Annotated in this window: 27 protein-coding genes and 1 other annotated feature; of the genes, 16 read left to right on the forward strand and 11 right to left on the reverse strand. The window is 50.3% G+C overall.

All coding sequences use genetic code 11. From position 1 onward, the window contains the following. The first annotated feature begins 4 nt into the window (after positions 1–4). From J2T14_RS26745 to thiD, 6 genes are read left to right on the forward strand one after another with little or no spacing between them, the layout of a single operon-like run. On the forward strand, positions 5–1018 hold the full coding sequence (locus J2T14_RS26745; protein WP_307475854.1) for a ThiF family adenylyltransferase: 1014 nt from the start codon (positions 5–7) through the stop codon (positions 1016–1018). Positions 1019–1036: 18 nt separating this feature from the next. Further along, on the forward strand, positions 1037–1654 hold the full coding sequence (thiE, locus tag J2T14_RS26750) for a thiamine phosphate synthase (protein WP_307475856.1): 618 nt from the start codon (positions 1037–1039) through the stop codon (positions 1652–1654). Between the two features lie 15 nt (positions 1655–1669). Further along, positions 1670–1867: a sulfur carrier protein ThiS gene (thiS, locus tag J2T14_RS26755; RefSeq protein ID WP_307475858.1), complete on the forward strand. Its 198-nt coding sequence runs from the start codon at positions 1670–1672 to the stop codon at positions 1865–1867. Between the two features lie 3 nt (positions 1868–1870). Then, positions 1871–2650 carry a thiazole synthase gene (locus J2T14_RS26760; protein WP_307475860.1) on the forward strand — a complete coding sequence of 260 codons (780 nt, stop codon included), beginning with the start codon at positions 1871–1873 and terminating at the stop codon, positions 2648–2650. A gap of 18 nt (positions 2651–2668) precedes the next feature. Next, positions 2669–3787: a glycine oxidase ThiO gene (gene thiO, locus J2T14_RS26765; protein ID WP_307475862.1), complete on the forward strand. Its 1119-nt coding sequence runs from the start codon at positions 2669–2671 to the stop codon at positions 3785–3787. 8 nt (positions 3788–3795) lie between these two features. Next, positions 3796–4626 (forward strand): bifunctional hydroxymethylpyrimidine kinase/phosphomethylpyrimidine kinase, encoded by an 831-nt coding sequence (gene thiD / locus J2T14_RS26770; protein ID WP_307475864.1) that lies wholly within the window; start codon positions 3796–3798, stop codon positions 4624–4626. 66 nt (positions 4627–4692) lie between these two features. On the opposite strand, the gene J2T14_RS26775 is transcribed toward thiD, so the two are convergent. Then, on the reverse strand, positions 4693–5514 hold the full coding sequence (locus J2T14_RS26775; protein WP_307475866.1) for a helix-turn-helix domain-containing protein: 822 nt from the start codon (positions 5512–5514) through the stop codon (positions 4693–4695). A gap of 202 nt (positions 5515–5716) precedes the next feature. On the opposite strand from J2T14_RS26775, the gene J2T14_RS26780 reads away from it, so the two are divergent. Continuing rightward, positions 5717–6229, forward strand: coding sequence for a VOC family protein (locus J2T14_RS26780; RefSeq protein ID WP_307475868.1), 513 nt, complete (start codon positions 5717–5719; stop codon positions 6227–6229). Positions 6230–6425: 196 nt separating this feature from the next. Here J2T14_RS26780 and J2T14_RS26785 read toward each other — a convergent pair whose 3' ends face one another. Together J2T14_RS26785 and J2T14_RS26790 are read right to left on the reverse strand one after the other, a co-directional pair. Then, positions 6426–6962 carry an ABC transporter permease gene (locus J2T14_RS26785; protein WP_307475870.1) on the reverse strand — a complete coding sequence of 179 codons (537 nt, stop codon included), beginning with the start codon at positions 6960–6962 and terminating at the stop codon, positions 6426–6428. 217 nt (positions 6963–7179) lie between these two features. Then, positions 7180–7359, reverse strand: coding sequence for a hypothetical protein (locus tag J2T14_RS26790; RefSeq protein ID WP_307475872.1), 180 nt, complete (start codon positions 7357–7359; stop codon positions 7180–7182). A 111-nt stretch (positions 7360–7470) separates the two neighbouring features. Between J2T14_RS26790 and J2T14_RS26795 the strand changes: the two genes are divergently transcribed. From J2T14_RS26795 to J2T14_RS26805, 3 genes are all read left to right on the forward strand, one after another. Next, positions 7471–8106: an N-acyl amino acid synthase FeeM domain-containing protein gene (locus J2T14_RS26795; protein ID WP_307476059.1), complete on the forward strand. Its 636-nt coding sequence runs from the start codon at positions 7471–7473 to the stop codon at positions 8104–8106. Next, positions 8090–8677, forward strand: a complete 588-nt coding sequence (locus J2T14_RS26800; RefSeq protein WP_307475873.1) for a methyltransferase family protein — start codon at positions 8090–8092, stop codon at positions 8675–8677. The genes J2T14_RS26795 and J2T14_RS26800 overlap by 17 nt, the downstream gene beginning before the upstream one ends. Positions 8678–8767: 90 nt before the next feature. Beyond that, positions 8768–8923 carry an NADAR domain-containing protein gene (locus J2T14_RS26805; protein ID WP_373458214.1) on the forward strand — a complete coding sequence of 52 codons (156 nt, stop codon included), beginning with the start codon at positions 8768–8770 and terminating at the stop codon, positions 8921–8923. Positions 8924–8978: 55 nt separating this feature from the next. Here J2T14_RS26805 and J2T14_RS26810 read toward each other — a convergent pair whose 3' ends face one another. Beyond that, positions 8979–9374, reverse strand: a complete 396-nt coding sequence (locus tag J2T14_RS26810; RefSeq protein ID WP_307206291.1) for a hypothetical protein — start codon at positions 9372–9374, stop codon at positions 8979–8981. A gap of 283 nt (positions 9375–9657) precedes the next feature. Here J2T14_RS26810 and J2T14_RS26815 point away from each other — a divergent pair, with 283 nt between their 5' ends. Then, positions 9658–10365 (forward strand): DNA alkylation repair protein, encoded by a 708-nt coding sequence (locus J2T14_RS26815; protein WP_307475876.1) that lies wholly within the window; start codon positions 9658–9660, stop codon positions 10363–10365. A 55-nt stretch (positions 10366–10420) separates the two neighbouring features. Here J2T14_RS26815 and J2T14_RS26820 read toward each other — a convergent pair whose 3' ends face one another. Beyond that, positions 10421–11260, reverse strand: coding sequence for a copper amine oxidase N-terminal domain-containing protein (locus J2T14_RS26820; RefSeq protein WP_307475878.1), 840 nt, complete (start codon positions 11258–11260; stop codon positions 10421–10423). Positions 11261–11414: 154 nt separating this feature from the next. Next, positions 11415–11849 (reverse strand): VOC family protein, encoded by a 435-nt coding sequence (locus J2T14_RS26825; protein ID WP_307475880.1) that lies wholly within the window; start codon positions 11847–11849, stop codon positions 11415–11417. Between the two features lie 216 nt (positions 11850–12065). On the opposite strand from J2T14_RS26825, the gene J2T14_RS26830 reads away from it, so the two are divergent. The 5 genes from J2T14_RS26830 to J2T14_RS26850 all read left to right on the forward strand — a co-directional run bounded on the left by J2T14_RS26830 (position 12066) and on the right by J2T14_RS26850 (position 17868). Beyond that, on the forward strand, positions 12066–12647 hold the full coding sequence (locus J2T14_RS26830; protein WP_307475882.1) for an RNA 2'-phosphotransferase: 582 nt from the start codon (positions 12066–12068) through the stop codon (positions 12645–12647). Further along, positions 12640–13425 carry a TatD family hydrolase gene (locus J2T14_RS26835; protein ID WP_307476062.1) on the forward strand — a complete coding sequence of 262 codons (786 nt, stop codon included), beginning with the start codon at positions 12640–12642 and terminating at the stop codon, positions 13423–13425. The genes J2T14_RS26830 and J2T14_RS26835 overlap by 8 nt, the downstream gene beginning before the upstream one ends. Before the next feature lie 89 nt (positions 13426–13514). Then, on the forward strand, positions 13515–14423 hold the full coding sequence (locus tag J2T14_RS26840) for a copper amine oxidase N-terminal domain-containing protein (protein ID WP_307475885.1): 909 nt from the start codon (positions 13515–13517) through the stop codon (positions 14421–14423). Between the two features lie 90 nt (positions 14424–14513). Then, positions 14514–14779, forward strand: a binding site (T-box leader). Between the two features lie 93 nt (positions 14780–14872). Next, positions 14873–16540, forward strand: a complete 1668-nt coding sequence (locus J2T14_RS26845) for a 2-isopropylmalate synthase (protein ID WP_307475887.1) — start codon at positions 14873–14875, stop codon at positions 16538–16540. A gap of 233 nt (positions 16541–16773) precedes the next feature. Continuing rightward, the gene (locus J2T14_RS26850) at positions 16774–17868 is read left to right on the forward strand and encodes a hypothetical protein (RefSeq protein ID WP_307475889.1); all 1095 of its coding nucleotides are present in this window, start codon (positions 16774–16776) and stop codon (positions 17866–17868) included. Between the two features lie 144 nt (positions 17869–18012). Here J2T14_RS26850 and J2T14_RS26855 read toward each other — a convergent pair whose 3' ends face one another. The 5 genes from J2T14_RS26855 to J2T14_RS26875 all read right to left on the reverse strand — a co-directional run bounded on the left by J2T14_RS26855 (position 18013) and on the right by J2T14_RS26875 (position 22838). Beyond that, positions 18013–18258, reverse strand: coding sequence for an HPr family phosphocarrier protein (locus J2T14_RS26855; RefSeq protein WP_307206281.1), 246 nt, complete (start codon positions 18256–18258; stop codon positions 18013–18015). Positions 18259–18290: 32 nt separating this feature from the next. Continuing rightward, positions 18291–19712 (reverse strand): NAD-dependent malic enzyme, encoded by a 1422-nt coding sequence (locus tag J2T14_RS26860; RefSeq protein ID WP_307475891.1) that lies wholly within the window; start codon positions 19710–19712, stop codon positions 18291–18293. Between the two features lie 37 nt (positions 19713–19749). Continuing rightward, positions 19750–21276, reverse strand: a complete 1527-nt coding sequence (locus tag J2T14_RS26865; protein ID WP_307475893.1) for a tripartite tricarboxylate transporter permease — start codon at positions 21274–21276, stop codon at positions 19750–19752. An 18-nt stretch (positions 21277–21294) separates the two neighbouring features. Next, a complete protein-coding gene (locus tag J2T14_RS26870; protein WP_307206278.1) occupies positions 21295–21750 on the reverse strand; it encodes a tripartite tricarboxylate transporter TctB family protein in 456 nt (151 codons plus the stop codon). Between the two features lie 65 nt (positions 21751–21815). Next, complete coding sequence (locus tag J2T14_RS26875) at positions 21816–22838, reverse strand: Bug family tripartite tricarboxylate transporter substrate binding protein (protein ID WP_307206277.1); 1023 nt, start codon at positions 22836–22838, stop codon at positions 21816–21818. Positions 22839–22861 lie beyond the last annotated feature (23 nt).

A 22861-nucleotide genomic window follows, 5' to 3' on the forward strand; every position in this document is an offset into this window, starting at 1 on the left:
TCGGGTGGACGAACGATATTCAAGACAGATGCTGTTTGCGCCGATCGGCGAAGCCGGGCAGCGGAAGCTCGGGAGCAGCGCGGTATGTATTGTGGGAATGGGTGCGTTAGGCACCGTATTGGCCAATCATATGGTTAGAGCCGGAGTAGGCCTGGTACGGTTCGTCGATCGGGATTACGTGGAACGAAGCAATTTGCAGCGCCAAATGTTATACGATGAAGAAGACGTGCTGAATGGTTATCCGAAGGCCGTCGCGGCGGAGAAGAAGCTCCGCAAGATCAATTCGGATGTCCGTATTGAGGCGATCGTGGCCGATATCACCGCTCATAATATCGAGTCTCTGCTTATGGGCATGGATTTGGTGCTGGATGGAACGGATAATTTTCAAACGAGGTTTCTGCTAAACGACGCCTGCTTCCGCATGGGCATTCCCTTTACGTACGGCGGCGCGGTCAGCTCGCGGGGAATGAGCGCCATTCTGGTCCCGGGCCGTACCCCTTGCCTGCGCTGCTTCCTGCAATCCGGGGATGCCGGCGGGCAAACCTGCGATATGATCGGCGTGATAGCTCCCGTGGTCGATATCGTCGCTTCCTATCAGGCGGTAGAGGCATTGAAGTATTTAGTCGACGCTAATGACAATAGAAGAAATAGCTTGGTCACATTCGATGTGTGGAACAACCACTATTATGAAATGAAGCTTGGAGAGCCGACGAATAACTGTCCTTGCTGTCAGTTGAAGGAGTATCCTGCCCTGGACAGGTTCGATCAGGACTCGGCGATTTCCTTATGCGGGCGAGGCACGGTGCAGATCGCCGGAAGCGGTCCGATGGATCTGGAGGTTTGGCGTCAAAGGCTGGAGCCTGCATGCGTAAAAATTACTGTGAATGCTTACTTGCTCAAGGCAGAGCTGCCGGATGGCGAACAGCTTGTGCTGTTTCCCGATGGCCGCGTATTCGTTCAGGGGACCGATGACTTGGTACGGGCCAAAACGTTGTATGCCCGTTATATCGGATCTTAAATGGGAGGGATAAGGAAGATGAGGGATTTCCGTTTGTATGCAATAACAGGAGAGCAATTCCATCCGAACCGGGATTTGATCGAGGTGATGGAGGAAGCGATTGTTGGCGGAGCGGATATTATACAGCTGCGGGACAAAACAAGCGGCAAACCGGAGCTGCTGCGCAAGGCCAGGGCGCTTCGGGAATTAACCCGCAAGCATGGCGTAATCTTTATCGTCAACGACCACATCGATGTCGCGATGGAGGTCGATGCGGACGGCATTCATCTGGGGCAGGGCGATGTTTCCTTGCCGGAAGCAAGAAAGCTCGTCGGCGAAAAAATCATCGGCATTTCCACGCATGCGCTTCAAGAAGCATGGCTGGCACAGCAACAAGGCGCGGATTATATCGGGGTCGGTCCCGTATATCGAACGGCGACCAAAGCGGATGTCGTTGATCCGGTGGGTGTCTCGTATGTACGCGAGGTAACGCAGAATATCCGCATCCCTTTCGTTGCGATTGGCGGCATTAAACTAAGCAATGTCGATGAAGTGATTGCAGCGGGAGCGACGCGGATTTGCGCAGTTAGCGAGATTGTCGGAAGCAGCGATGTAAGAGGGACTTGCGAAGCGTTCCTGAGTAAGCTGAACAAATAGGGGTGAGGAAGGCACGTGGAACTTATCATTAATGGAAAAAGCCAGGAGCTGGACGCTCGGACGATTCAAGATGTCATTGAACATTACGGATTGGCAGGAAAGCCGGTTGTCGTAGAGGCGGACGGCGTCGTTCTGAAAGCGGATCAATGGGCGGATACGGAGGTTCATCCCCGGATGCCGATTGAGCTTGTACACTTTGTAGGAGGAGGTTGACGAATGAGACGCGACGTTTTACGTATAGGCAACTATGAATTGACATCCCGCTTTTTCATCGGTACCGGCCTGTTTCCCAATCCATACGTACAGATGGAAGCGATCAAAGCTTCTGGCGCCCAGGTATTGACCTTTGCCATTCGGCGAATAAACCTGGAATCGACGGAGGATGATTCCATCCTTCAGCATTTGCAGAATGAACCGTATATCTACCTGCCGAACACATCCGGTGCGAGAACGGCCGATGAAGCGGTGCGCATCGCTCGGCTCGCGCGCGCCTCCGGCTTGAGCGATTGGATCAAGGTAGAGATTAGCGCGAATGAACGCACGCTGTTGCCGGACCCGATCGAAACCTTGAGAGCAACGGAAATTCTCGTCAAAGAAGGCTTTACCGTTCTTCCTTATATTTCGGACGATCCTATCATCTGCAAACGTCTTGAAGAGGCCGGAGCAGCGGCAGTTATGCCGGGAGCGGCTCCGATCGGTACGGGACTTGGAATTCTCAATCCGTATAACTTAGGGCTAATCGTCGAGGAAGCGCAAGTGCCGATCATCGTGGATGCCGGACTCGGTTCGGTGAGCGATGTAGCCCAGGCTATGGAGCTCGGAGTATCCGGCGTATTGATGAATACGCCCGTAGCGAAAGCGACGGACCCGGTCGGCATGGCGCAAGCGATGAGAATGGGCATTGAAGCCGGAAGGCTTGCTTATCTATCCGGACGGATCGATAAGAAACGGTATGCTTCGGCAAGCAGCGGATTCGACGAGTATAAATTGAAATAACGAAAGCTGGTTAGCGAGATGAAACAAAGCATTTTGGTTATGGGCGGGGGAGTCATCGGTTTATCCTGCGCGTTGGAATTGCAGAGACGGGGTCATCGGGTAACGGTGCTGGAAATCAATCGTTGCGGCGGGCAGGCTTCCGGCGCGGCCGCGGGCATGCTGGCGCCTTATTCCGAGAATCTGGAGAGTCCCGATGCCTTTTTCCGATTTTGTCTGCAAAGCCTGCGGTTATACCCGGATTGGCAAGAGATGGTTAAGAAGGTTTCGGGCCGCAATTTCGAATACACGAACTCGGGCAGTCTCTATATTGCCTACCATGAGGCGGATCTGCTTGCTCTGGAAGGCAGACTCCTGTGGCAGCAACAGTTCGGATCCTCCGGCAGCATATTGGAAGGAGATGCTTTATTCCGTCTGGAGCCTAATCTGTCGAGGAACGTACGGGCAGCACTTCATACGCCGGAAGAGAGCCATCTCTACGCGCCGCACTACGTAAGCGCTCTTGAGCAAGCTTGCCGGATAACGGGTGTCGAGATTCATGACAATTTAGGGAAGCTGTCCGTCACCGAATGGCGGAATGAAATTGCCGTTCAGTCGGCGGATCAGCGCTCGTTCAGCGCGGACAGATTGCTTGTTTGCTCGGGGGCATGGGTGCAGGAGCTTTCCGATACGTTCGGCCTCCGTATTCCCGTGTACCCGATCCGAGGCCAGATTTGCGCTTACGAGGTCGAAGAGAAGCCTGTTCGGCATATGGTCTTTAGCAATCAGGGCTATCTGGTAGGCAAAGAAAACGGGACGTTAGTATGCGGGGCTTCGGAGGATGTTGCCGGCTTCGATACTTCGGTAACGGATAAGGGGATCGACCGGCTGAGGAAATGGAACAAACAAGCGTTTCCTTTCCTTGAGAACAAGATCCCGTTTCACCGATGGGCCGGCTTGCGTCCTTCCACCCAAGACGGTTTTCCTTTGATCGGATCTTTGACGGGCGCCAGCCATGTCGCGTTCGCGGTTGGCCATTATCGGAACGGAATTCTTCTTAGTCCGGCTACCGCCATGCTTGCTGCCGATTGCGTGGAAGGGAAGAACGCATCCGAATTTAATCAAGCTTTCTCGCCGGAACGGTTTGGAAGAAGGGGTTGAGCGTATAGATGGAGATCGATACACATTCAAGACAACAGGTTGCAAGGGCTTTAACGATCGCAGGCTCCGACAGCGGCGGAGGGGCGGGCATCCAAGCGGATTTGAAAACGTTCCAAGAGCTTGGCGTCTACGGCATGTCCGCCATAACGGCGGTGACGGCGCAGAATACGCTGGGGGTACAGGCCGTATATCCGTTAAGCCCGGATGCGGTTATTCAGCAGATCCATGCGGTGGGCGACGATATCGGGGTCGATGCCGTTAAGACGGGCATGCTGTTCAGCAGCGAAATCATACTTGCCGTTGCCGAAGCGATCCGGCATTTCGGGTGGACGAAGGTTGTCGTGGATCCCGTCATGGTAGCGAAAGGCGGTGCCGTGCTGCTGCAGGAAGAGGCGATTCGCGCCTTAACGGGCAAGCTATTGCCGCTTACGGCAGTCGTGACGCCTAACATTCCGGAAGCGGAGCAGCTTACGGGCAGCTCTATTCGGGGTAAGGCGGATAAAGAAGAAGCGGCAAGGCGGCTCGCCGGATTCGGTGCGAGGTATGTCATTATCAAAGGCGGTCACGACGCGGGAGCGGAAGCCGTGGATTTGCTGTTTGACGGCCGTTATTTTACCGAGCTCGCAGGCAAGCGAATAGCTACGGGGCATACCCATGGCACGGGCTGCACATTCTCAGCTGCTCTTGCAGCCGGACTCGCTCGGGGGCTTGAGGTCGAGAGCGCTATGCGCGAGGCCAAAGCCTTCATCCAAGCGGCGATCGAAGACGGGATAAAGATCGGCGGCGGCCGCGGACCGACGAACCACTGGGCTTTCCAACGGAGCCGATTGCCTCGATAAAGGGCAACTCTTGGTATCAGGGCTGTTCCGAAGTCATTCTGGATGACTTCGGAGCAGCCTTTTATGTTAAGAACCGGATGAATGCTTGCGGTAGGCGGACGGCGATTGACCGAGAACGGATTTGAAGTCTTTAATAAAGTGCGCCTGGTCGAAATAGCCCAATTGATCGGCGAGCTCCGCCCATTGCACGGACGCGTCGCTCTCCAGCCGATTCGCGACTTCCTGCAGGCGGAACCGCTTGATGACCCACTTCGGGGTTACGCCGACGTATTTGCGGAATAGGCGCTGCAATTGGCGAATGGACAATCCGCTTCGTTCGCGCATATGCTCTACTTTCGTGACGCCTAAGTCGTTCATGACTTCCTGTACGATCCGATCTGCTAGTTCGGCCTGCTCGTCGCGCTCCGGAAGCCGCGATAGAAGCAAGTCCTCGGCTTGACCGGCCATCGCCGCATCGTCGCCGGCGCCAAGCACAGAATCCATCCACCCGCATGCTTCCTGTCCGAGCGCCTCGGTTAACGCAATCGTCGATCCGGTTAAGAGGGAAACGTCGCGCTGCCAGAACGGAAAGAAGCCTCCTGCGCGAAACTTGACCCCCAACACTTGTCCGGCACCCCGAAGCTCGCGAACGAACGGACGGCTTGGAATGCCGTACACCAACGCGCGGCGTCCCTCCTCGTCTTGCTCGAAAGCCAAGTGGACGTTAGGGTACGACAGCACGGTCTGCGTATGCGATATCCCTCTGGGCAATTCGTAGCGAATCGCCCAATAATGCTCGACAAACGGCCTGAGCGCGGGTCCCGGTTCATAGCGGGACAGCTTGAACTTGTCCCGCCCGGCGCCCGCGTGCACGATGCCGCGCGTGGACGAGCTGTCTTTTGGCTTCACGGTTACGAACCTCCTGACGATATGTCTGCTTGGTCGCCTTTTTACAATACAGGGCATAGCCATGCATCTATAATGGAATCTAGCAGATGCAAGCCGGTTTCGCAATAGGGTAGAGAAGCGGCTGTCAGGCGCTCGACCGGTACCGGCAATTCGCTTCGTGCCGACGTACGCCGATAACGTTTATTATTGGAGGGGAATAAGGATGGCAGAAAACATTCATGCACCGGGAGCGAACGGACAATATACGAGCAACGGCAAGCCCCACGGCTATACGACACTTACGCCGTTTATCGTCGTGAACAACCCGGCGGAAGCGATCGTTTTTTACGAAAATGTATTTGGAGCCAAAGCGAAAAGCGTGACGGACTTTGGCGATGAAGGCAACAAAGTCATCGTTCATGCGGATATCGACTTCGGCAACGGCTTCCTGCAACTGGGAGCGGCGACGCCCGAATATGGACTGATCTCGCCGCCGGGCGAAGGAAAGGCTTGTTATTCGATGGGCATTTATGTACCGGACGTCGACAAAACCTTAGCTCTGGCCGTTGCCGGCGGAGCGACGGTCAGAGAACCGGCTGCAAGCTTCGTCTCCGGCGATCGTTACTGCAGCATTCTGGATCCGTACGGCATTCGGTGGTCGATTATGACCCGGGTGGAGGATATTTCCGAGGAAGAGAGCTATCGCAGAGTAGCCGAATGGAGCAAGAACTTATAAGAGCGAGGGCGTTTCCCCTCCTCGCATGTTAGCCTGAATCCGGCTGCGGATTCAGGCTTTTTCTTGCGTAGACATGCAGCATGCCCACGCGTTCAAAATCCGTCATCATACGAGTTGGCTACAACGATAAAGGTCGACAACGAAACGCGGCTGGCCGATGATGTGCCGCCGGGCAACTGTCCGAGATGGAATCTCTCTATGATATTCTAGCTCCTTCAAAACGGGTCGCTACTCCGCTTTGAATTTCGACGCTTTTATCAACAACCCTCGCAAACACCTGCACTCTATCGCGAGCTTCTAAATTTATGATACCGCCGGCATCAATCATGCCGCGAGTAGAAATAAAATCTTCTTGGTCTAAAATTCTCGGCACGCCGTTTACTCTTATCTCTAAACCTATGGAAGCCGGAATCAAAGTAGGAGCTGCAAAGCTTACGCTTGCAAAAAGGCTGTACACACCATTTTGTTTTGGGCGAAATGTCGATGTCGCCGGATTATATTCATTGTTAAGGTCCAATTCTTCTACTTGATACCGAACGTTGGTAACAACTCCGTTAAGGAGTTCTTGATTGAAGCCGGCGACTGCTCTGAACGCGGAATTTATTCTTCTAGACCTTTTGTTGATACACTTCTTACCGAACGACTGTCTGCAAATCGTCTTTTTTAATACCGTTTTTTTGTAGACCGTATTCTTGCAGGCTGACTTTCCTATCCTTGTTCTTTTAATTACCATTCTTTTCACCCCCTTGTATTCTGATTGTATTGCTAGAATCACTTAGCAATACTTTATGTTATGAAAGATTAATAGTAATAGAAACGGTATCTGCCTGGACAAGTTTAAAAAGACTAGCTCTCGATATGGCGCGAAACAGCCTAAAGTTACTGCAATGATTCAGTATAGCCACTTCGCACATTCCGCGCCACGCTCAGAGGTCGCTTTTTAACGTTTTTTATTTTACGACAGCGACGATTTTATTGATGACTACAAATATATTTCTTCTTGTTTGATTTTTTAATTGGACGACTCCGCCTTTCACTCTAATAACGACGCCTATTATTTCTTCCCCTGAAACCGTTTTAAGCACAACAGCTTTCCCGCGAGAATGTTTCAAAATTTTATGAACAAGCATGGAAAATCCCTCCTATCATTTCTGATATACTACTAGTATGAGATTGAAATGAAAGAGTTCGGGCTATATCTAACCCGGTATTTTATTGGGAAGTGGGTGGCGGTGAAAGTTATGACTATAGAGATCTCCGCGCTGCGCAAATTATTGCGAATCGCTGATTCAAAGCTTGAAATAAGGGTTGTTCGCTCGGCCTCCGACTGGAACGATGTAAGAGCATTGCGCAATCAAGTTTATTATCATGAGCTTGGGCGTATTGCCCTGGAACATATTATTGATGAATTTGATGCGAAAGCGGTCTTGTACAATGCTTACTTAGGCAATCGAATCGTAGGCACGATTAGATGTATGGATCCCTTTGCAAGTCCATTAGAAATCGTGGAAACGTATCCGGATATCGTCGATTTAATAGACCCTGACAAACGGTATTTAGAAATTGGAAGATTGATGACCGCGAAGGACATTCGCAATGGCGTGGTCTCCGTACGCTTGTATTTTCAAGCATTGAAGCTCGCAACGAAAGTGTCAGCGGATGGAGTGCTATTAACATGTTCGCCGCACCTGATTCGTTTATACGACAAAGTCGGGTTCAGATTGCTTTCTCCTATTCCGATCAACCGCAAGTATTTATTAGGCGCGGAAGATTATATTATGATTTTTGATTTTGAAGAGCAAAAAGACTTTTATACACGTTTACGGCCTCTTATATGGGCAATGGAGGAGGAGAAGAGCATTGAGCAGTCTGTCTAATCTGTTCTCATCGGCGGTTAGCGCTAATGTATTCATCTTATTATTCGGAATCTTAATCGCCTCCGAAATTTGGGTTCTAGTAAAATCGGGGAAAAATGCGAAGAACGTTGACAACGGCTCCGTGGTTGTATTAAATGTTTGTTTTGTTGCTGTACTATCCATCGACTATGCGCTGCTGCTACAGGACGCGGACCATTTGCAGTTTAAGTGGATATTCACATGGGCAGGTATCGTTATCCTTCTGATAGGCATGATTTTAAGATGGGGCTCCATTTGGTTTCTGGGACGATACTTTACGGGAAGAGTGCAAATCCAGGATGATCACGAATTAATTAGCAGGGGAATATATAGATGGGTCAGACATCCTTCCTATACGGGAGGTATATTGATTTTCATGGGCATTGCGTTGTCCATTAATAATTGGCTTGCTCTAATCGTTAACGTACTCCTAATCGCAGGCGCGTACTTATACCGTATCAGGATCGAAGAAAGAGCGTTAACGAATTACTTCGGGGAAGCCTATAAGAATTACATGAAGCGCACGTGGAAGCTCTTTCCTTATCTATTATAATCCGGGCGCTTTCATGATAGTGAAATTACATAGATATAGGGGCACGCCTATGGAGGCAAAATTGGGCGGGAAATAAGCCTCTTCGAAAAGATGTCTATTCTTCTATCTACGGGCGACTGTACAATAGTCGAACATACTACCAATGATGCTTACTGGGGAGACGGCGGTAACGGTCATGGTCAAAATAGGTTGGGCACATTGCTAATGGAGATCAGAGACGGCGTAGAAGATAAGCTGCGATTGTAATCAAAAAACAAAACCACTCCCTATCGCATTTCAACGGGAGTGGTTTATGTTCCTTTTAATTGAAACTAATCGTGTAGGATACGGAAGGATACGCCGTTGTAGATCCTGGTACGCGTTCCACTACAGTGATCAGCGTGCCGGGGCTGTAGTAGCCCGAACCGCCGTTGTAATTGGTGCTGTTTACGATGGCTGTGCCCAGGTCGATCGTCGTATTGTTGTAGCTCCAGTAATAATGAAGACGGAGCGTATTTGCCGAGGATGCCGTAATCTTGACGCTTGTGCCGGTTGTTTTGGCATTAGGAAGAATGTAAGCGTATCCTTGACCGGCGGTGAGGGTATTGGAGTAGGAGCCTCCGTAGCTTACGATGGCAGGGTTAGCCGATGCGGTTACGCAGAAGATAAGAGAGATTGCCGCAACAAGTACGAATAGCTTTGTGCTCAGTTTGGTCATGAATCGTCCATCCTCTCAATATGGATTCAAAACGGATCGCATCCTGCCCCCCTTTCGCCTAGTGGTAATACTTTACATTTATGACAATACTAATATATACCAACTATGTAGAGGAGTAAATAGTGGATGAGTAGGATAAAGCCCTTACTTCTTCATGCTAAGGCATTGATGTATAATAATTTTTGGAGACAACCAATCAATTAGCATGACGGATGAAAACTGCTTTATATAAAGGCGAGGGCCTATTAAGTCCTCCTGAAATGGTAAGAGGGAGTGTTGAACAATGAATGCAGAAATGGTTATGCAGGAGCTTGAAGCTCTCGGCAAGGAACGGCTTAAGAAAATGTACGAGTCCAATGGCGCGCACGAACCGCTTTTTGGCGTGGCTACAGGCGCTATGAAGCCCATCGCTAAGAAAATCAAAATGAATCAACCTTTGGCCGAGCAGCTATACAACACGGGGAACTACGACGCCATGTACTTTGCCGGCATCATTGCAGACCCGAAAGCAATGACGGAAGCGGATTTCGATCGTTGGATGGATACGGCCTATTTCTATATGCTGTCCGATTATGTGGTTGCAGTAACCTTGGCGGAAACCGATATTGCGCAAGAAGTAGCCGATAAATGGAGTGCAAGCGGCGAAGAGCTGAGAATGTCGGCGGGCTGGAGCTGCTACTGCTGGCTGCTTGGCAGTCGACCGGACGGTGAATTTGCCGAAAGCAAAATCGCCCAAATGCTTGAACTTGTGAAAAATACGATTCACGATTCTCCCGAACGAACGAAATTCGCTATGAGTAATTTCATTTACACCGTCGCGGTATCCTATACGCCGCTCCATGATAAGGCGGTCGAAACCGCGAAGGAAGTAGGTCCGGTAGAAGTCAATCGGAATAAGAAAAAAAGCAAGTTCCTGCAAGCTTCCGAAAATATTCAAAAGGCCGTAGATAAAGGGCAAATCGGTTTCAAACGCAATTATGTAAGGTGTTAAATGATAAAAGGCTGCCGTTGGGTTTGAACGGCAGCCCTTCTTGTATTAATTTGCTCTACTCCCATCCCGCCGCTTGTACAGCGTTGTAGACGTTGTATTTAACCACTTTGTTATAAGCGACGTCTTCAATATAGGTGTAGTACGAGTCGACGAATTCCCCTGTCTGGTCGTCATACAGCTCGAAAATGACATCTCCGTCAAAATTCCCCTGTTTATTAAGCTCTCCGTCCAATACGAGAGAGATCTCGTGGTATTTTCCGTTTATGAGGAAGAAGCCATAATGCTGCGCAACCACGCCGATTTTGCCTGGATCCATCAGATTTGTCCATTTGGAGGTTGCAACAAGCTCTTCATTGTCGTACATGTTGCTAAGCTTTTGATTAAAGCCGGACTCTGTATAGGTATTGACCACGCTGCCGTCCTTTTCGAATTGATTGAAGACGGTGTCTTTCAACTCCCAAATCGTAATGTCGATTTCACGGCTTTTGCTGTTCCAGTTCACTTTCGCCCCGAAGGATTGGGTCAAGAAACGAATGGGAACCATGATTCTGCCGTTAATGATTTTGGCGGGAACGTCTAGCGAGACGATGGCCCCATCGACTGTAGCGGTTTTTCCGTTCACTGGAATCGTGACGATTTTGCTTTTGAACGGGCTTTCATACTGGGCGGTCACTCGTTTTGTCTTCGAATCCCAAGACACATCGACACCTAATCCTTCTGCGATTGGGCGGAACGGGACAAGCACTCTTCCGCTGGTAATGACAGGAGGCTGATCGAAAGACAACTCTTCATCCTGGATATACACGGCAATGGGGTTTTCTGCTGCGTATGCCGCTTTGGGGGATAAAGTTAACGCAAGCAATGCCGCTAGCATAAGTAATTTAACTATTCTCATTATATTCACCTCAGAGATATATTGAGGCAAGATGGTCATGCCTGTCCATATGTAAATGATGGAACGACCTTGGGCTTGGCAGGAGCGCTTCGTCAGATTCTTACACTGTCAATCCAGCCGAAACACAACGCTTCTTCAACGAAATCCACGTAGCTTAAGAAAGGATTAGTCGTGTCAACATGTCCAAATAGTGTTGATTGTACATAATACCAAGTACGTTACCAAAAGGATCTAGGACCGAAGCTGTAATGAAACCCTCCCCGCGGTGTTGAATCGGTTCGTACTCTTCCGCTCCCATAGCCTTCAAACGGTTGAATGTCGTTTCGATATCATCCACATGCCAGTACATGATGGCACCGCCTGAAGCAACTGCTGCTTGGGCAGGAGCAAACCTGCGATCGATCAACCCCAGCTCGTGCTGATAGTCACCAATGCGAAACTCGGCATAGACGGGGCGGCCATCCGGTCCTGAGCGTTCGAAGTAAGGCGCAATGCCCAGCAGCTCCGCGTACCACGCCTTCGCGGCTTCCATATCCTCCGCCCAGTAGCTGATCGTCGCAAAGCCCCGTAATGTTTGTTTTGTGTTCATATTGAATCTCCTCCTAAGGTTTGTTGTTTTCTCTATTGTAAGCAACTATGTCTGACAACAGTGTGTCAGTGTTTTAAAGAATTAAACATGCACAACCAGAACGATACCATTTGATTTTAAACCATTATTTCCCGTCCCATCTCGGATCGAATTGGTTATAATCATAGCAAGGGATACATCGAGAAAAATGAATGATTCGAAAGTAAGGTGTTAAAAATGTTAGATCAAGCAATGGAAAAAACGCTAAGCAAATTAATGACCAAGCTGCTTCGGCATGCGCCTGGGGAGTTTGGCGTTGCTTTGAATCCCGAGGATGGATCATGCACCGTAAATTCGCTGTTGGAAGCGATTAAAGCGTTGCCCAAGTGGTCGGGAATAAAGCAGGATGATATAGAGCAGGTGGTTCGCAACTCGGACAAGCAGCGTTTCGAGATCGAGGGCGGACGCATCAGGGCGAGATACGGCCATAGTCACGATAAAGTGTCATATGTTCCGGGGGACCCGCCGGCCCGTCTGTACCATGGCACGAACGAGAAAGCTCTCCCGTCGATTATGAAGGAAGGGATCGTTCCGATGAGCCGGCAGTACGTGCATTTATCGGAAGGTACTCATTTCGCTGCTTTGGCAGGTAGCCGAAGAGGTGAGCTTGTTATTCTTAAGGTGGATACGACCATCGCGAAGCAGCTTGGCGTGACCTTCTATTATGCAGGGAATGAAGTGTGGTTAGCGGATGGCGTGCCGTCGGCATGCTATTCGATATGGAGTTCGGAGGAAAAGGAGCACCTGAATGATGAATAACCCAATTATTGATATCGGAGTCAACCTGATGCATCGCTCGTTCCATCAGGATCGCGAGCAGGTCGTAGAGAGGGCGGTGGCAAACCAGGTTGAGCCCCTCATCCTTACGGGCACGAGCCTGAGGAACAGTACAGATGCAGCCCGTTATGCAAGCCGTTACCCGGGGAAGCTGTTCGCTACTGCGGGGATCCATCCCCATGACGCAAAGAGCTGCGACGGGCAAACGATGGCTAAGCTTAGGCAATTGGCGGCACTCCCCCAAGTGGTGGCCATCGGGGAATGCGGTCTCGATTATAACCGTGATTTCTCGCCGCGCGATGTGCAGAGAAAGTGGTTCGCCGAGCAGATTCGATTGGCGTTCGAGCTTGATATGCCGTTGTTTCTGCATGAACGGGAAGCCTTTTCGGATTTTGCCGCGATTCTTAAGGAAAACGAGGTCAAGCATGCGGTAGTTCACTGTTTTACAGGAACACAGACTGAGCTCAAGGCATACCTCGAAATGGGCTTCCATATAGGGATTACCGGCTGGATATGCGATGAACGAAGAGGCAAGCATTTGAGGGAACTTGTCCGTCAGATTCCGCTGGATCGGCTGATGATCGAGACGGATGCGCCGTTCCTGACTCCGCGGGATTTGAAGGAAAAGCCGGCCGACGGCCGTAATGAACCTGCATTCCTGCGGCACATTTTGCACACGGTTGCGCAATGCATCGGGAAACCGGAAGACGAGGTAGCAGAGTCAACGACGAAGACGGCGACTGCGTTTTTCCGAATTTGATCATCATGTTTCGATTAGGGTTGCAACCTTTTATCGAAAATGGCGTTTGTTGTATTAGGATCCAAATATGGAGGAGGTTTTACTTGCTTATGAAAAAATGGATGATCGCAACCGTTGCTTTTTTTTCCATTGTCGGAATGCTGGTCTCAGGATCTTCAATCTCCGCTGCGCCCCAAAAACCGATAGTGGTTTATATTGATGGCGCGCTGCAGGACAATGTGCTAACCGTGAACGGCAGGACAATGGTACAGCTAATAGCTTTTAAGGATCCTGCAAATCTAGTGTATTCCTATGAGCAGGCTACGAAAACGATAATAGTAACGAATAAAGAAATGAAAACGACCGTACGCCTTAATGGTGGATCCACAACAGCCCTGGTTAACGGTAAAATCGTCAAGCTGGATGCTCCTGTGACGATTAAAGAAGGTAGAACCTATCTGCCTCTGCGTTTTCTCTCAGAGACACTAGGGGGAACATTGAAATACAACAGTACGAATAAGACTTTGATCGTGCGGACGCCATCTGGCCAAGAACGCTTCAAAACACTTATGAGCGGAAAATTAGAAGATGCGCGGACAATTGCGATTCATACTCCAACCACGCTTGTGGATAAAGAAATCGTAACAAATGGAGAAGGTTTTCATACCAGTTATACTTTTCCAAAAGGAGAGGCACTCCGCTATCAGGTGCAATACAGGGGACTAATCAAGTATATCGAAATTAATTCGGATGGTATCGCCATTGTGAAGTGGCAGAAGGATACTGTAGGTACAAATGGGGAAGCCGGCAAAAAACCTGAGGATTTTAAGGAATCCGTCTATTTCTTAGATAACTTTATGGCGGAAATGCTCACTTACGGAACGATCGACAGCAAGGGTGTGTATGACGAGGTTGGCATTGTATACTACACCATTCACGCCAATTTCAAGGGTATCGAGCTCATGCCAATCGAGGGAGAAACCCGGACTGATGTACAAATAAATGACATGGAACAATGATATAAAAGTTCAGTAAAAAATTACGGCAGCAATAAAACCGGGCAGGCACTTGATAACATTGTTTGAGTGTTATAAACTACAATTAAATATTTCAATACGTTGAAGAGGAATAGTAAGGTTTTCAACTCGATCAGAGAGCTGTTGGAAGGTGCGAAACAGCCTTGGAGGAAATCCGAACTCGCCTTGGAGTTGCTCGCTGAACCGACAAAGTAGGTGGAGCCGGAACCTGACCGTTATCATCAGGAGGATATAAGGTTTGTCCGTGCTTGCAAACCCGCATCTGCCAGAGTGCGTGCCGTCCAAGGCGCGAATTCAGAGTGGTACCGCGTAAGATTTCACAGTCTTTCGTCTCTGTTAACGTAAACGTAACGGAGATGAAGGGCTTTTTTTGCATTCCGCCGGATCATGAGCGATCAACTTTAGGATATGGACGAAAGGAAGGATAACCCATGAAAAATGTTGAAAAATACGCCAGAGGATATTTTATGCCACCGGAGACAAGTTTGAATTGGACCCGGAAGGAATACATGACGGAGGCACCGATTTGGTGCAGCGTCGACCTTCGCGACGGAAATCAGGCATTGGTCGTTCCGATGAATTTGGAGGAAAAGCTGGAATACTTCAAATTGCTCGTGGACATCGGGTTCAAGGAGATCGAAGTCGGTTTTCCCGCAGCGTCGGAAACGGAATTCGCCTTTTTGCGCACGTTGATCGAGCAGGATTTGATCCCGGATGGCGTGACTATCCAAGTGCTTACCCAATCGAGAGAGCACATTATCCGCAAAACGTTCGAATCGCTGCAAGGCGCGAAAAAAGCCGTTGTGCATTTGTACAACTCGACCTCCGTAGCGCAGCGGGAGCAGGTATTCCGCAAATCCAAAGAAGAAATAATCGATATCGCCTTGGGCGGCGCCAAGCTGTTGAAGCAGTGCGCGGAGGAAACGGAGGGGAACTTTCAGTTCCAATATTCACCTGAAAGCTTTACGGGTACGGAAGTGGATTTTGCGCTGGATATTTGCAACCGCGTGCTCGATATATGGCAGCCGACGTCGGAGAACCCGGTCATCATTAATCTTCCTGCAACGGTGTCCATGTCAATGCCGCATGTCTATGCCAGCCAGATCGAGTATATGAGCGAGCACCTGAATTACCGGGAGCATGTCATTTTGTCGCTCCACCCGCATAACGACAGAGGAACGGGCGTGGCGGATGCGGAACTGGGGATGCTGGCCGGAGCCCAGCGGGTTGAAGGTACACTGTTCGGAAACGGGGAACGAACGGGGAACGTTGATATTGTCACGCTTGCCCTGAACATGTACTCGCACGGGGTGGACCCAAAGCTGAAATTCGAGAGCGTCCCTGCCATCATTTCCGTTTATGAGCGGCTGACCAAAATGAGGGTAAGCGAAAGACACCCTTACGCCGGCGAGCTTGTTTTTACCGCTTTCTCCGGCTCGCATCAGGACGCGATTGCCAAGGGCATGAAATGGCGTGAGGAAGAGGAACGCCGGCACTGGTCGGTCCCCTATCTGCTGATCGATCCCAAGGATATCGGCAGGGAGTATGAAGGGGATATTATCCGCATTAACAGCCAGTCCGGCAAAGGCGGGATTGGGTTCGTGCTGCAGCAAAAGTACGGACTCGATCTTCCGGCGAAAATGCGCGAAAACTTCGGATACTGCGTCAAAAACGTCTCCGATCAGCTGCAAAAGGAGCTAATGCCAGATGATATATACGACATATTCTCGAAAGAATATGTGAATATAAAAACCCCTGTCGAGTTGATCAAATACCGCTTTACGGACGATGAAGCATTTCAAACCGTCGTCACCATACGGACCGATAATGAAGTCAAGGAAATTACAGGTACGGGAAACGGAAGACTCGATGCGATCAGCAATGCGCTGCAGACCGATCTCGGGATGGAATACATCGATTTGGTCTATAAGGAGCACGCTCTGGGAACAGGCTCGAAATCGCAAGCGGTCTCTTATATCGGCATCACAGCTTTGGATGGCAACGTATATTGGGGCTGCGGGATTGATGTCGATATTATGACCTCATCTGTAAAAGCTCTCTTTAGTGCAGTGAATCAAATGAGCCGGTTATTGCGCTAACGGAAAACGCTAGTAGATATTAACCGGAATACAGAAGAAACAATGGATTTGAAATTTTACGCTGAACGGGAAACGATAGCATGACAAGAGCCGGCCGCGATGGCCGGCTTTTTATATTTGGGTCACGGCGTTAGAGTAAGTAAGCTGCCGAGAAGAAGAAGCCTTTACCTTCACGATCATTCTGGAATGCCGATATAAATATAGACATCTAAGTTCAGTTTGGAGGAATCCTTATGTTCACTGTATTGCGTTTCATCAAAAATGTAGTCCTATTCGTCCTCACGCTCTTAATTGGGTTCTTCCTAATGGTTAAGCTCGCCGGATATGTTGTTGAGCCGCTCTACTCCAAATACAAGATGATTCCTGTCGCGGAGCAGATTGCCTATAAGTTGCAAGCGGAGATGCCGATACCGCCTACGCACGAGTATTTGAAGCAATTTACTGAAAATCTCGTGAAGGCGGGCGTGGTATCCGATTCTTCGGATGTTGCGCTAGACTACCTCCAATTGGCAGGAAGCTCTAATTATACAGTGTATGTAGACTACTACAAATTACTGCCGCTATCCTATCACGTCCGTGGAAAAGTACAGTATGATGGCGAGGCAAAGTATCATGACGTAGATGTCTATGTGCATAGCAGTGATTATGTTGATTCGAGTGAGCTTCCTGCTAGTAAGTCGCAACAACAAGAGCTCCAAGAGGAGCAGGGGCTCGCAGCGGATACGGAAAGTACGGGTATTAGGGAGGATGCCTCTCCAGACGACCCAAACGCCTCTAACAGCATACAGGTCAAAGAAAAATACACGGAGGCTCACACGGAAGCAAGCACTGATTTCGAAGAGGATGGCGACGATGATTTTCGAATAATCAGTGTATACGTAGGAGATAAGCGAATCGCTGATTTTAATAATTTAGATGAGGCTCAGGAATACGCTGAAAATCAGGGTTTCATTGATTTTAAGATAGTCGATCTGACGGAGGATTGGCGGAAATCAGTAGGATTTGAATTGCCGGAATTCAGCGTCATTGTGCGGGATAAATATCAGGCATCCTTTTTCACGCAAGAGGAGGCGGTTGACTACGCCAAGCAGTTCGATCATGCGGAGGTGTTCGTACCCAATACGTTCTTATGGAGTAACATAGCGGTTTATCTGTTTGTAGACGACACGTTCGTTAGGAGCTATGATTCGAAGGCAGAAGGCATCAAGGATGCGAGTACCATGGACAAAGCGAAACTGATCGATCAAGAAACGGGTAAGGTCGTCTGGGATAACTACCCTCGGGAATGCAGAACGTGTGAAAGCGCCATAAGCGACCAATATGAGTAGAAATCAACCAGCGAGGCCAACGAATCGCTGGTCAGAACAGCAGCAAATGAGGCAACACAAAATTAGCCTTCCTATCAAAGGGAATAAAGGAGACGCCGTACAATCGTAAGAAGCCCCCGTGTCTCTCGACACGGGGGCGACGATTCATCGGTTTACCTCGACATGAATATGATATTTGTTGAAAACCTCGATCATGGCGGATTTGGCTTCTTCCTCGTCGGGGCCATGGATTTCAAGTTTATAGGCGAGGTTTTTGTATAGGGAGATACTCAGGCCAAGGATGCTTTTGACATCGACGAACTTCGTATCGCTGACGCGCAGGACGATGCTCGATTTATAATCGGCTGCCGTTTGGTTAATGTCAACGATGCCTCGAATTTCAGCTTTCATCGGACAACCCCCGTTCATTATTTAGCTTAGCCTCATCTGTACTCTCGAGGTATTCGGCGGGCAACGCCCGTCCTTATGGCGGCTTTGATGACGAGATCGCGAATGGCTTTCACGACGGCTTGGTTGAACACGCTCGGAATAATATAATGCCGGCTTCTTTCTTCATCGGAGATGGCGGAGGCTATAGCCTCTGAGGCCGCAAGCTTCATTTCCTCATTAATGGTCGAAGCCCTGCAATCCAATGCGCCGCGGAAGATGCCGGGGAAGCATAACACATTGTTAATCTGGTTCGGATAGTCCGAACGGCCGGTGGCCATGACGCCGACGATATCCTCCACTTCCTCGGGTCTAATCTCCGGCGTGGGATTGGCCATTGCAAATACGATCGGGTTGTCCGCCATGGTCATGACATCTTCCCGGCGCAGCAGTCCCCCCGCGGAGAGACCGATAAATACGTCAGCCCCTTGAATAACGTCCCGCAAAGAGCCCTCCTCGCGGTTCGGATTGGTATTCTCCGCATACCACTGCCACATCGCATTGTCATAAGCGGTTCCGGCAATAAGCGCTCCGTGCCGATCCACGCCAATGAGGTTCGTAACCCCCGCGGACAAAAGAATTTTACTGCAGGCTACGCCCGCCGCTCCTATGCCGCAAACGACAACTTTGATTTCATGGATCGGTTTGTTTACGATTTTCAAAGCATTGATTAAAGCCGCATACAAGACGACCGCCGTGCCGTGCTGGTCATCGTGGAACACGGGAATATCCAATTCCTCGCGCAGCCGTTCTTCGATTTCGAAGCATCGGGGCGATGAAATATCCTCCAGATTGATCCCGCCGAACCCGGGAGCGATCGCTTTGATCGTGGCAATGATTTGCTCGGTATCCTGCGTGTTCAGGCAGAGCGGGAAGGAATCGACGTCGGCCAGCTGCTTGAACAGCATCGACTTGCCTTCCATAACGGGCATCGCCGCATAAGGACCGATATTGCCAAGCCCCAAGACGGCGCTTCCGTCCGAAATGACGGCAACGGTGTTCCTCTTGATCGTTAAGGTGAACGCTTTTCGCTGTTCTTCGTGAATGGCCAAGCATACGCGCGCGACATCGGGCGTATAGACGCGCGAGAGATCGTCGCGGTTCTGAATCGGCGCTTTCAGCTTCGTTTCGATTTTCCCGCCGAGATGCAGCAGGAACGTTCTATCCGAAATATTGACGAGCCGAACGCCGTTCAAGCTCTTAACCGCTTCCGTAATAATGCCTATGTCGACCGTATCGGTCACGGTTATCGTAATATCGCGCACTGTGCTGTTTTGGCTGGTCTGAATGACGTCGATGGCGACGATATCGCCGCCGGCTTCGAATATGGAGGATGCGACCTGGCCGAAATGCACCTCGTTCGTATTCATTTCGAGCCTGAGAATAACGCTTTTTCCGCCGAGTTTATTGTTATCCATAAGCTGCCTCCGTCTGATCGTTAATTAGGGTACTTCCTTAACCTTCCTCGTTGACGACAACCTCTTTCCCTCTCTTCTTTAACAAGAAGGGAACGATGATCCAGAGCGCCGCGATTACCAAGAAAACGAGCGATAGCGGTTTTTGCAGGAAAATCATAAAATCGCCGTTGGACGTCGTTAGCGCTCTTCGCATGTTATTTTCAATCATCGGTCCCAGCACTAGGCCAAGCACAAGGGGAGCCAGAGGGTAATCGTTCCGTGCAAGCAGGAATCCCGCAACCCCGCAGGCAAGCAGCAGCATTAAATCAAAGATTTGCACTTGAACGGCGTAAACGCCAAAGATCGATATCGCGATAATGATCGGAATCAAGTATTTCGGCGGCGTTTGAATGATCTTGGCAAACACCTTCACCAGCGGCATATTGAGAACAAGCAAAATGAGATTTCCGATTAGCATGCTGGCAATTAGACCCCAGGCCACTTCAGGATGCTCCTCGAATAACAAAGGACCCGGCTGGATGTTATACATGATCAAAGCGCCCATTAGGATCGCGGTTGTACCCGACCCCGGAATGCCGAGAGTAAGGAGCGGAATCATGGCTCCGCCGGATGCCGCATTATTCGCGGATTCAGGGGCGGCTACGCCGGCGATATTGCCTTTGCCGAACGATTCGGGATTTTTGCTCATCTTTTTCTCCAAAATATAACTAAAGAAAGAAGCCAGCGTGGCGCCTGCGCCGGGCAGAATGCCAATGAAAAAGCCCAATAACGAGCCGCGGGCAATCGGCCCCGCGCTATCCTTCAAATCTTGTTTGGTCGGAAGGATCCGTTCGATCTTTGCCGTTTTGCCTGCGGTGTAATCCTTTTCGAGTATCGTTTTGAATACTTCGCCTAAAGCAAACAGGCCGACCGCGACGGTCAAAAACTCGAGTCCGGAATAGAGCAGCGGGATGCCGAACGTAAACCGCGCGACGCCGGACACCGTATCCATGCCGATGGTAGCCAGCAGCAAGCCGAGCACGGTCATAATAAGCGCCTTCGTAATGGATTTGCCGGCCAAGCCGCTGACCGCGCATAGTCCGAGGAGCATCAAGGAAAAGTAATCCGCGGGTCCGAATTTAATCGCGACCTCCGACAGCGGTTCGGCTAAAACGATGAGCGCGACGACGGCAAAAAGTCCCGCCGCGAAGGATCCGATCGCGGATATCGACAAAGCGGCTCCGGCTCTTCCTTGCTTGGCCATCTGATAGCCGTCCAAGGTGGTCACGACGGAAGAGGATTCCCCCGGCGTATTGAGCAGGATGGACGTCGTGGACCCGCCGTACATCGCTCCGTAATAAACGCCGGCCAGCAGAATAATGGAGCTGGTTGCGGCCGCTTCCGGCGGCAATCCGCCGGTCATGGAAGCCGTTATAGGGATAAGCAGCGCGACGCCGCTCATGGGACCTATGCCGGGCAGTACGCCTACGGCGGTGCCGATTAACACGCCGATGAAGGCGAACAGCAGATTATGCCATTGGAAGGCGGTTGCAAAACCGTCTGCGAGAAATTGCAAGGTATCCATTCATGTGCCTCCTTTCCATTACGATAGCCAGGACGGAAAGCCCGGCATCGAACCTTCCAAAATGACGACGAAGATGACGTAAACGCCAGCTGAGAATAACCCGGAGATCAATATCGACTTCAGCCATTTTCCTCTTTCCAGCACTTGAAAGCTGACGAGGAGGAAGAGGAAGGTTCCGATAATATAACCGATCGTTTCCAGGAAGAACGCATATAGAAACGCTGCGGCGAAGATGATGAGAAACCTTTTGTAATCGAGCTTCTCCGCTTTGCTGCTATGGCCCTTAGACTTCAAGACTTCATAGAACAAACGCAGGCTTAACAGAACGAGCAGCGCCCCGAGACCGAAAGGGGCAATATTGGGGCCTACGGTACTCCCGTAAGCCGAGGAGCTAATCGTCGTACTCTGCCACATGAATCCTATGCCAAGCAGCAAAAATACGATGCTGGCGTATCGGTCGAATGTTTTGTTCAATGCTCTTCACCTCCATTGAATAAAGAAAGGAGGGGAGACTGGCGCTCCCTCCCTGGTCCCTCGCGTTACTTCTGCATGCCGAGCGCCGTTAACATCTCCTGCACGACGGCTTCTTGTTCGCCGAGGAAGGCCGCGAAATCGGCGGAATTTCGGTATTCGCTCGCCCAATCATTCGCTTGCAATTCTTTCGTCCACGTTTCGTTCTCGGATAGCGCCTTTAACGTTTTGTCCCAAAACGCGATTTGGTCCGCAGTCATGCCTTTCGGGCCGAATACGCCGCGCCAGATCGTGAATTCCGCATCGAGACCCAGTTCTTTTAAAGTAGGCACATCCTTAAAGTCCCCGCCGAGCCGTTCATTGGAAGTGACCGCGAGAATTTTGATTTTGCCGGCTTTCAAATAACTGCCGAGGGAAGAGATGTCGGTTCCGATCGCATCCGCGTTATTGCCGAGCAGAGCGGCAATGGCTTCGCCTCCGCCGTCATAAGACAAGTATTTGACCGTTTTCGGATCGACGCCCGACTTGAAGGCCGGCAGCACGCTGATCAAATGATCCATGGAACCGGGAGCGGAACCGCCCGCAAGCGTCACTTTGGAAGCATCCGCTTTAATATCGTCGATTAACGCTTGAAGATCGTTGTACTTGGAATCGGCGGCAACCGCGATCGCGCCGTAATCCTTCGTTAATTGCGCGAGCGGGGTAACATCCTTGTACCCGTACGGGCTGTTTCCTTCTTTCTTCAGGTTGTTGATGAGAATAGGCGGCGAGCTGACGAACAGCTTGTAAGGATCATCCTTGTCTTTCGTCACGTATTCCGCCATAAATACGGTGCCGCCGCCGCCGGGCTTGTTCTCGACGGTCATCGTCTGATCGACCAGCTTCGTTTCGCCGAGCACCTTGGCCAATGACCTTGCCGTCTTATCCCAACCGCCGCCGGCTCCAGATGGAGCCGTGACGATAAACGGTTTCTCCGGATAATCGGCCGCATTCGAGCTTCCGCCGTTCGATCCCGTGCTGCATGCCGTAAGGCTAACCGCGACTAAAGCTGCCGCCACTATGGTTTTCCAATGATTCGTTATAGGTTTCATTTTAACGATTCCCCCTTAGATCA

This window comes from Paenibacillus harenae (genome assembly GCF_030812415.1).
Classification (GTDB): Bacteria; Bacillota; Bacilli; order Paenibacillales; family Paenibacillaceae; genus Pristimantibacillus; species Pristimantibacillus harenae_A.

Coding starts and splice junctions, on each gene's coding strand:
- thiE (WP_307475856.1), top strand. CDS start 1,037: ATGAGGGATTTCCGTTTGTATGCAATAACAGGAGAGCAATTCCATCCG.
- J2T14_RS26760 (WP_307475860.1), top strand. CDS start 1,871: ATGAGACGCGACGTTTTACGTATAGGCAACTATGAATTGACATCCCGC.
- thiO (WP_307475862.1), top strand. CDS start 2,669: ATGAAACAAAGCATTTTGGTTATGGGCGGGGGAGTCATCGGTTTATCC.
- thiD (WP_307475864.1), top strand. CDS start 3,796: ATGGAGATCGATACACATTCAAGACAACAGGTTGCAAGGGCTTTAACG.
- J2T14_RS26780 (WP_307475868.1), top strand. CDS start 5,717: ATGGCAGAAAACATTCATGCACCGGGAGCGAACGGACAATATACGAGC.
- J2T14_RS26785 (WP_307475870.1), bottom strand. CDS start 6,962: ATGGTAATTAAAAGAACAAGGATAGGAAAGTCAGCCTGCAAGAATACG.
- J2T14_RS26790 (WP_307475872.1), bottom strand. CDS start 7,359: ATGCTTGTTCATAAAATTTTGAAACATTCTCGCGGGAAAGCTGTTGTG.
- J2T14_RS26795 (WP_307476059.1), top strand. CDS start 7,471: ATGACTATAGAGATCTCCGCGCTGCGCAAATTATTGCGAATCGCTGAT.
- J2T14_RS26805 (WP_373458214.1), top strand. CDS start 8,768: ATGTCTATTCTTCTATCTACGGGCGACTGTACAATAGTCGAACATACT.
- J2T14_RS26810 (WP_307206291.1), bottom strand. CDS start 9,374: ATGACCAAACTGAGCACAAAGCTATTCGTACTTGTTGCGGCAATCTCT.
- J2T14_RS26815 (WP_307475876.1), top strand. CDS start 9,658: ATGAATGCAGAAATGGTTATGCAGGAGCTTGAAGCTCTCGGCAAGGAA.
- J2T14_RS26820 (WP_307475878.1), bottom strand. CDS start 11,260: ATGAGAATAGTTAAATTACTTATGCTAGCGGCATTGCTTGCGTTAACT.
- J2T14_RS26825 (WP_307475880.1), bottom strand. CDS start 11,849: ATGAACACAAAACAAACATTACGGGGCTTTGCGACGATCAGCTACTGG.
- J2T14_RS26830 (WP_307475882.1), top strand. CDS start 12,066: ATGTTAGATCAAGCAATGGAAAAAACGCTAAGCAAATTAATGACCAAG.
- J2T14_RS26835 (WP_307476062.1), top strand. CDS start 12,640: ATGAATAACCCAATTATTGATATCGGAGTCAACCTGATGCATCGCTCG.
- J2T14_RS26840 (WP_307475885.1), top strand. CDS start 13,515: ATGAAAAAATGGATGATCGCAACCGTTGCTTTTTTTTCCATTGTCGGA.
- J2T14_RS26845 (WP_307475887.1), top strand. CDS start 14,873: ATGAAAAATGTTGAAAAATACGCCAGAGGATATTTTATGCCACCGGAG.
- J2T14_RS26850 (WP_307475889.1), top strand. CDS start 16,774: ATGTTCACTGTATTGCGTTTCATCAAAAATGTAGTCCTATTCGTCCTC.
- J2T14_RS26855 (WP_307206281.1), bottom strand. CDS start 18,258: ATGAAAGCTGAAATTCGAGGCATCGTTGACATTAACCAAACGGCAGCC.
- J2T14_RS26860 (WP_307475891.1), bottom strand. CDS start 19,712: ATGGATAACAATAAACTCGGCGGAAAAAGCGTTATTCTCAGGCTCGAA.
- J2T14_RS26865 (WP_307475893.1), bottom strand. CDS start 21,276: ATGGATACCTTGCAATTTCTCGCAGACGGTTTTGCAACCGCCTTCCAA.
- J2T14_RS26875 (WP_307206277.1), bottom strand. CDS start 22,838: ATGAAACCTATAACGAATCATTGGAAAACCATAGTGGCGGCAGCTTTA.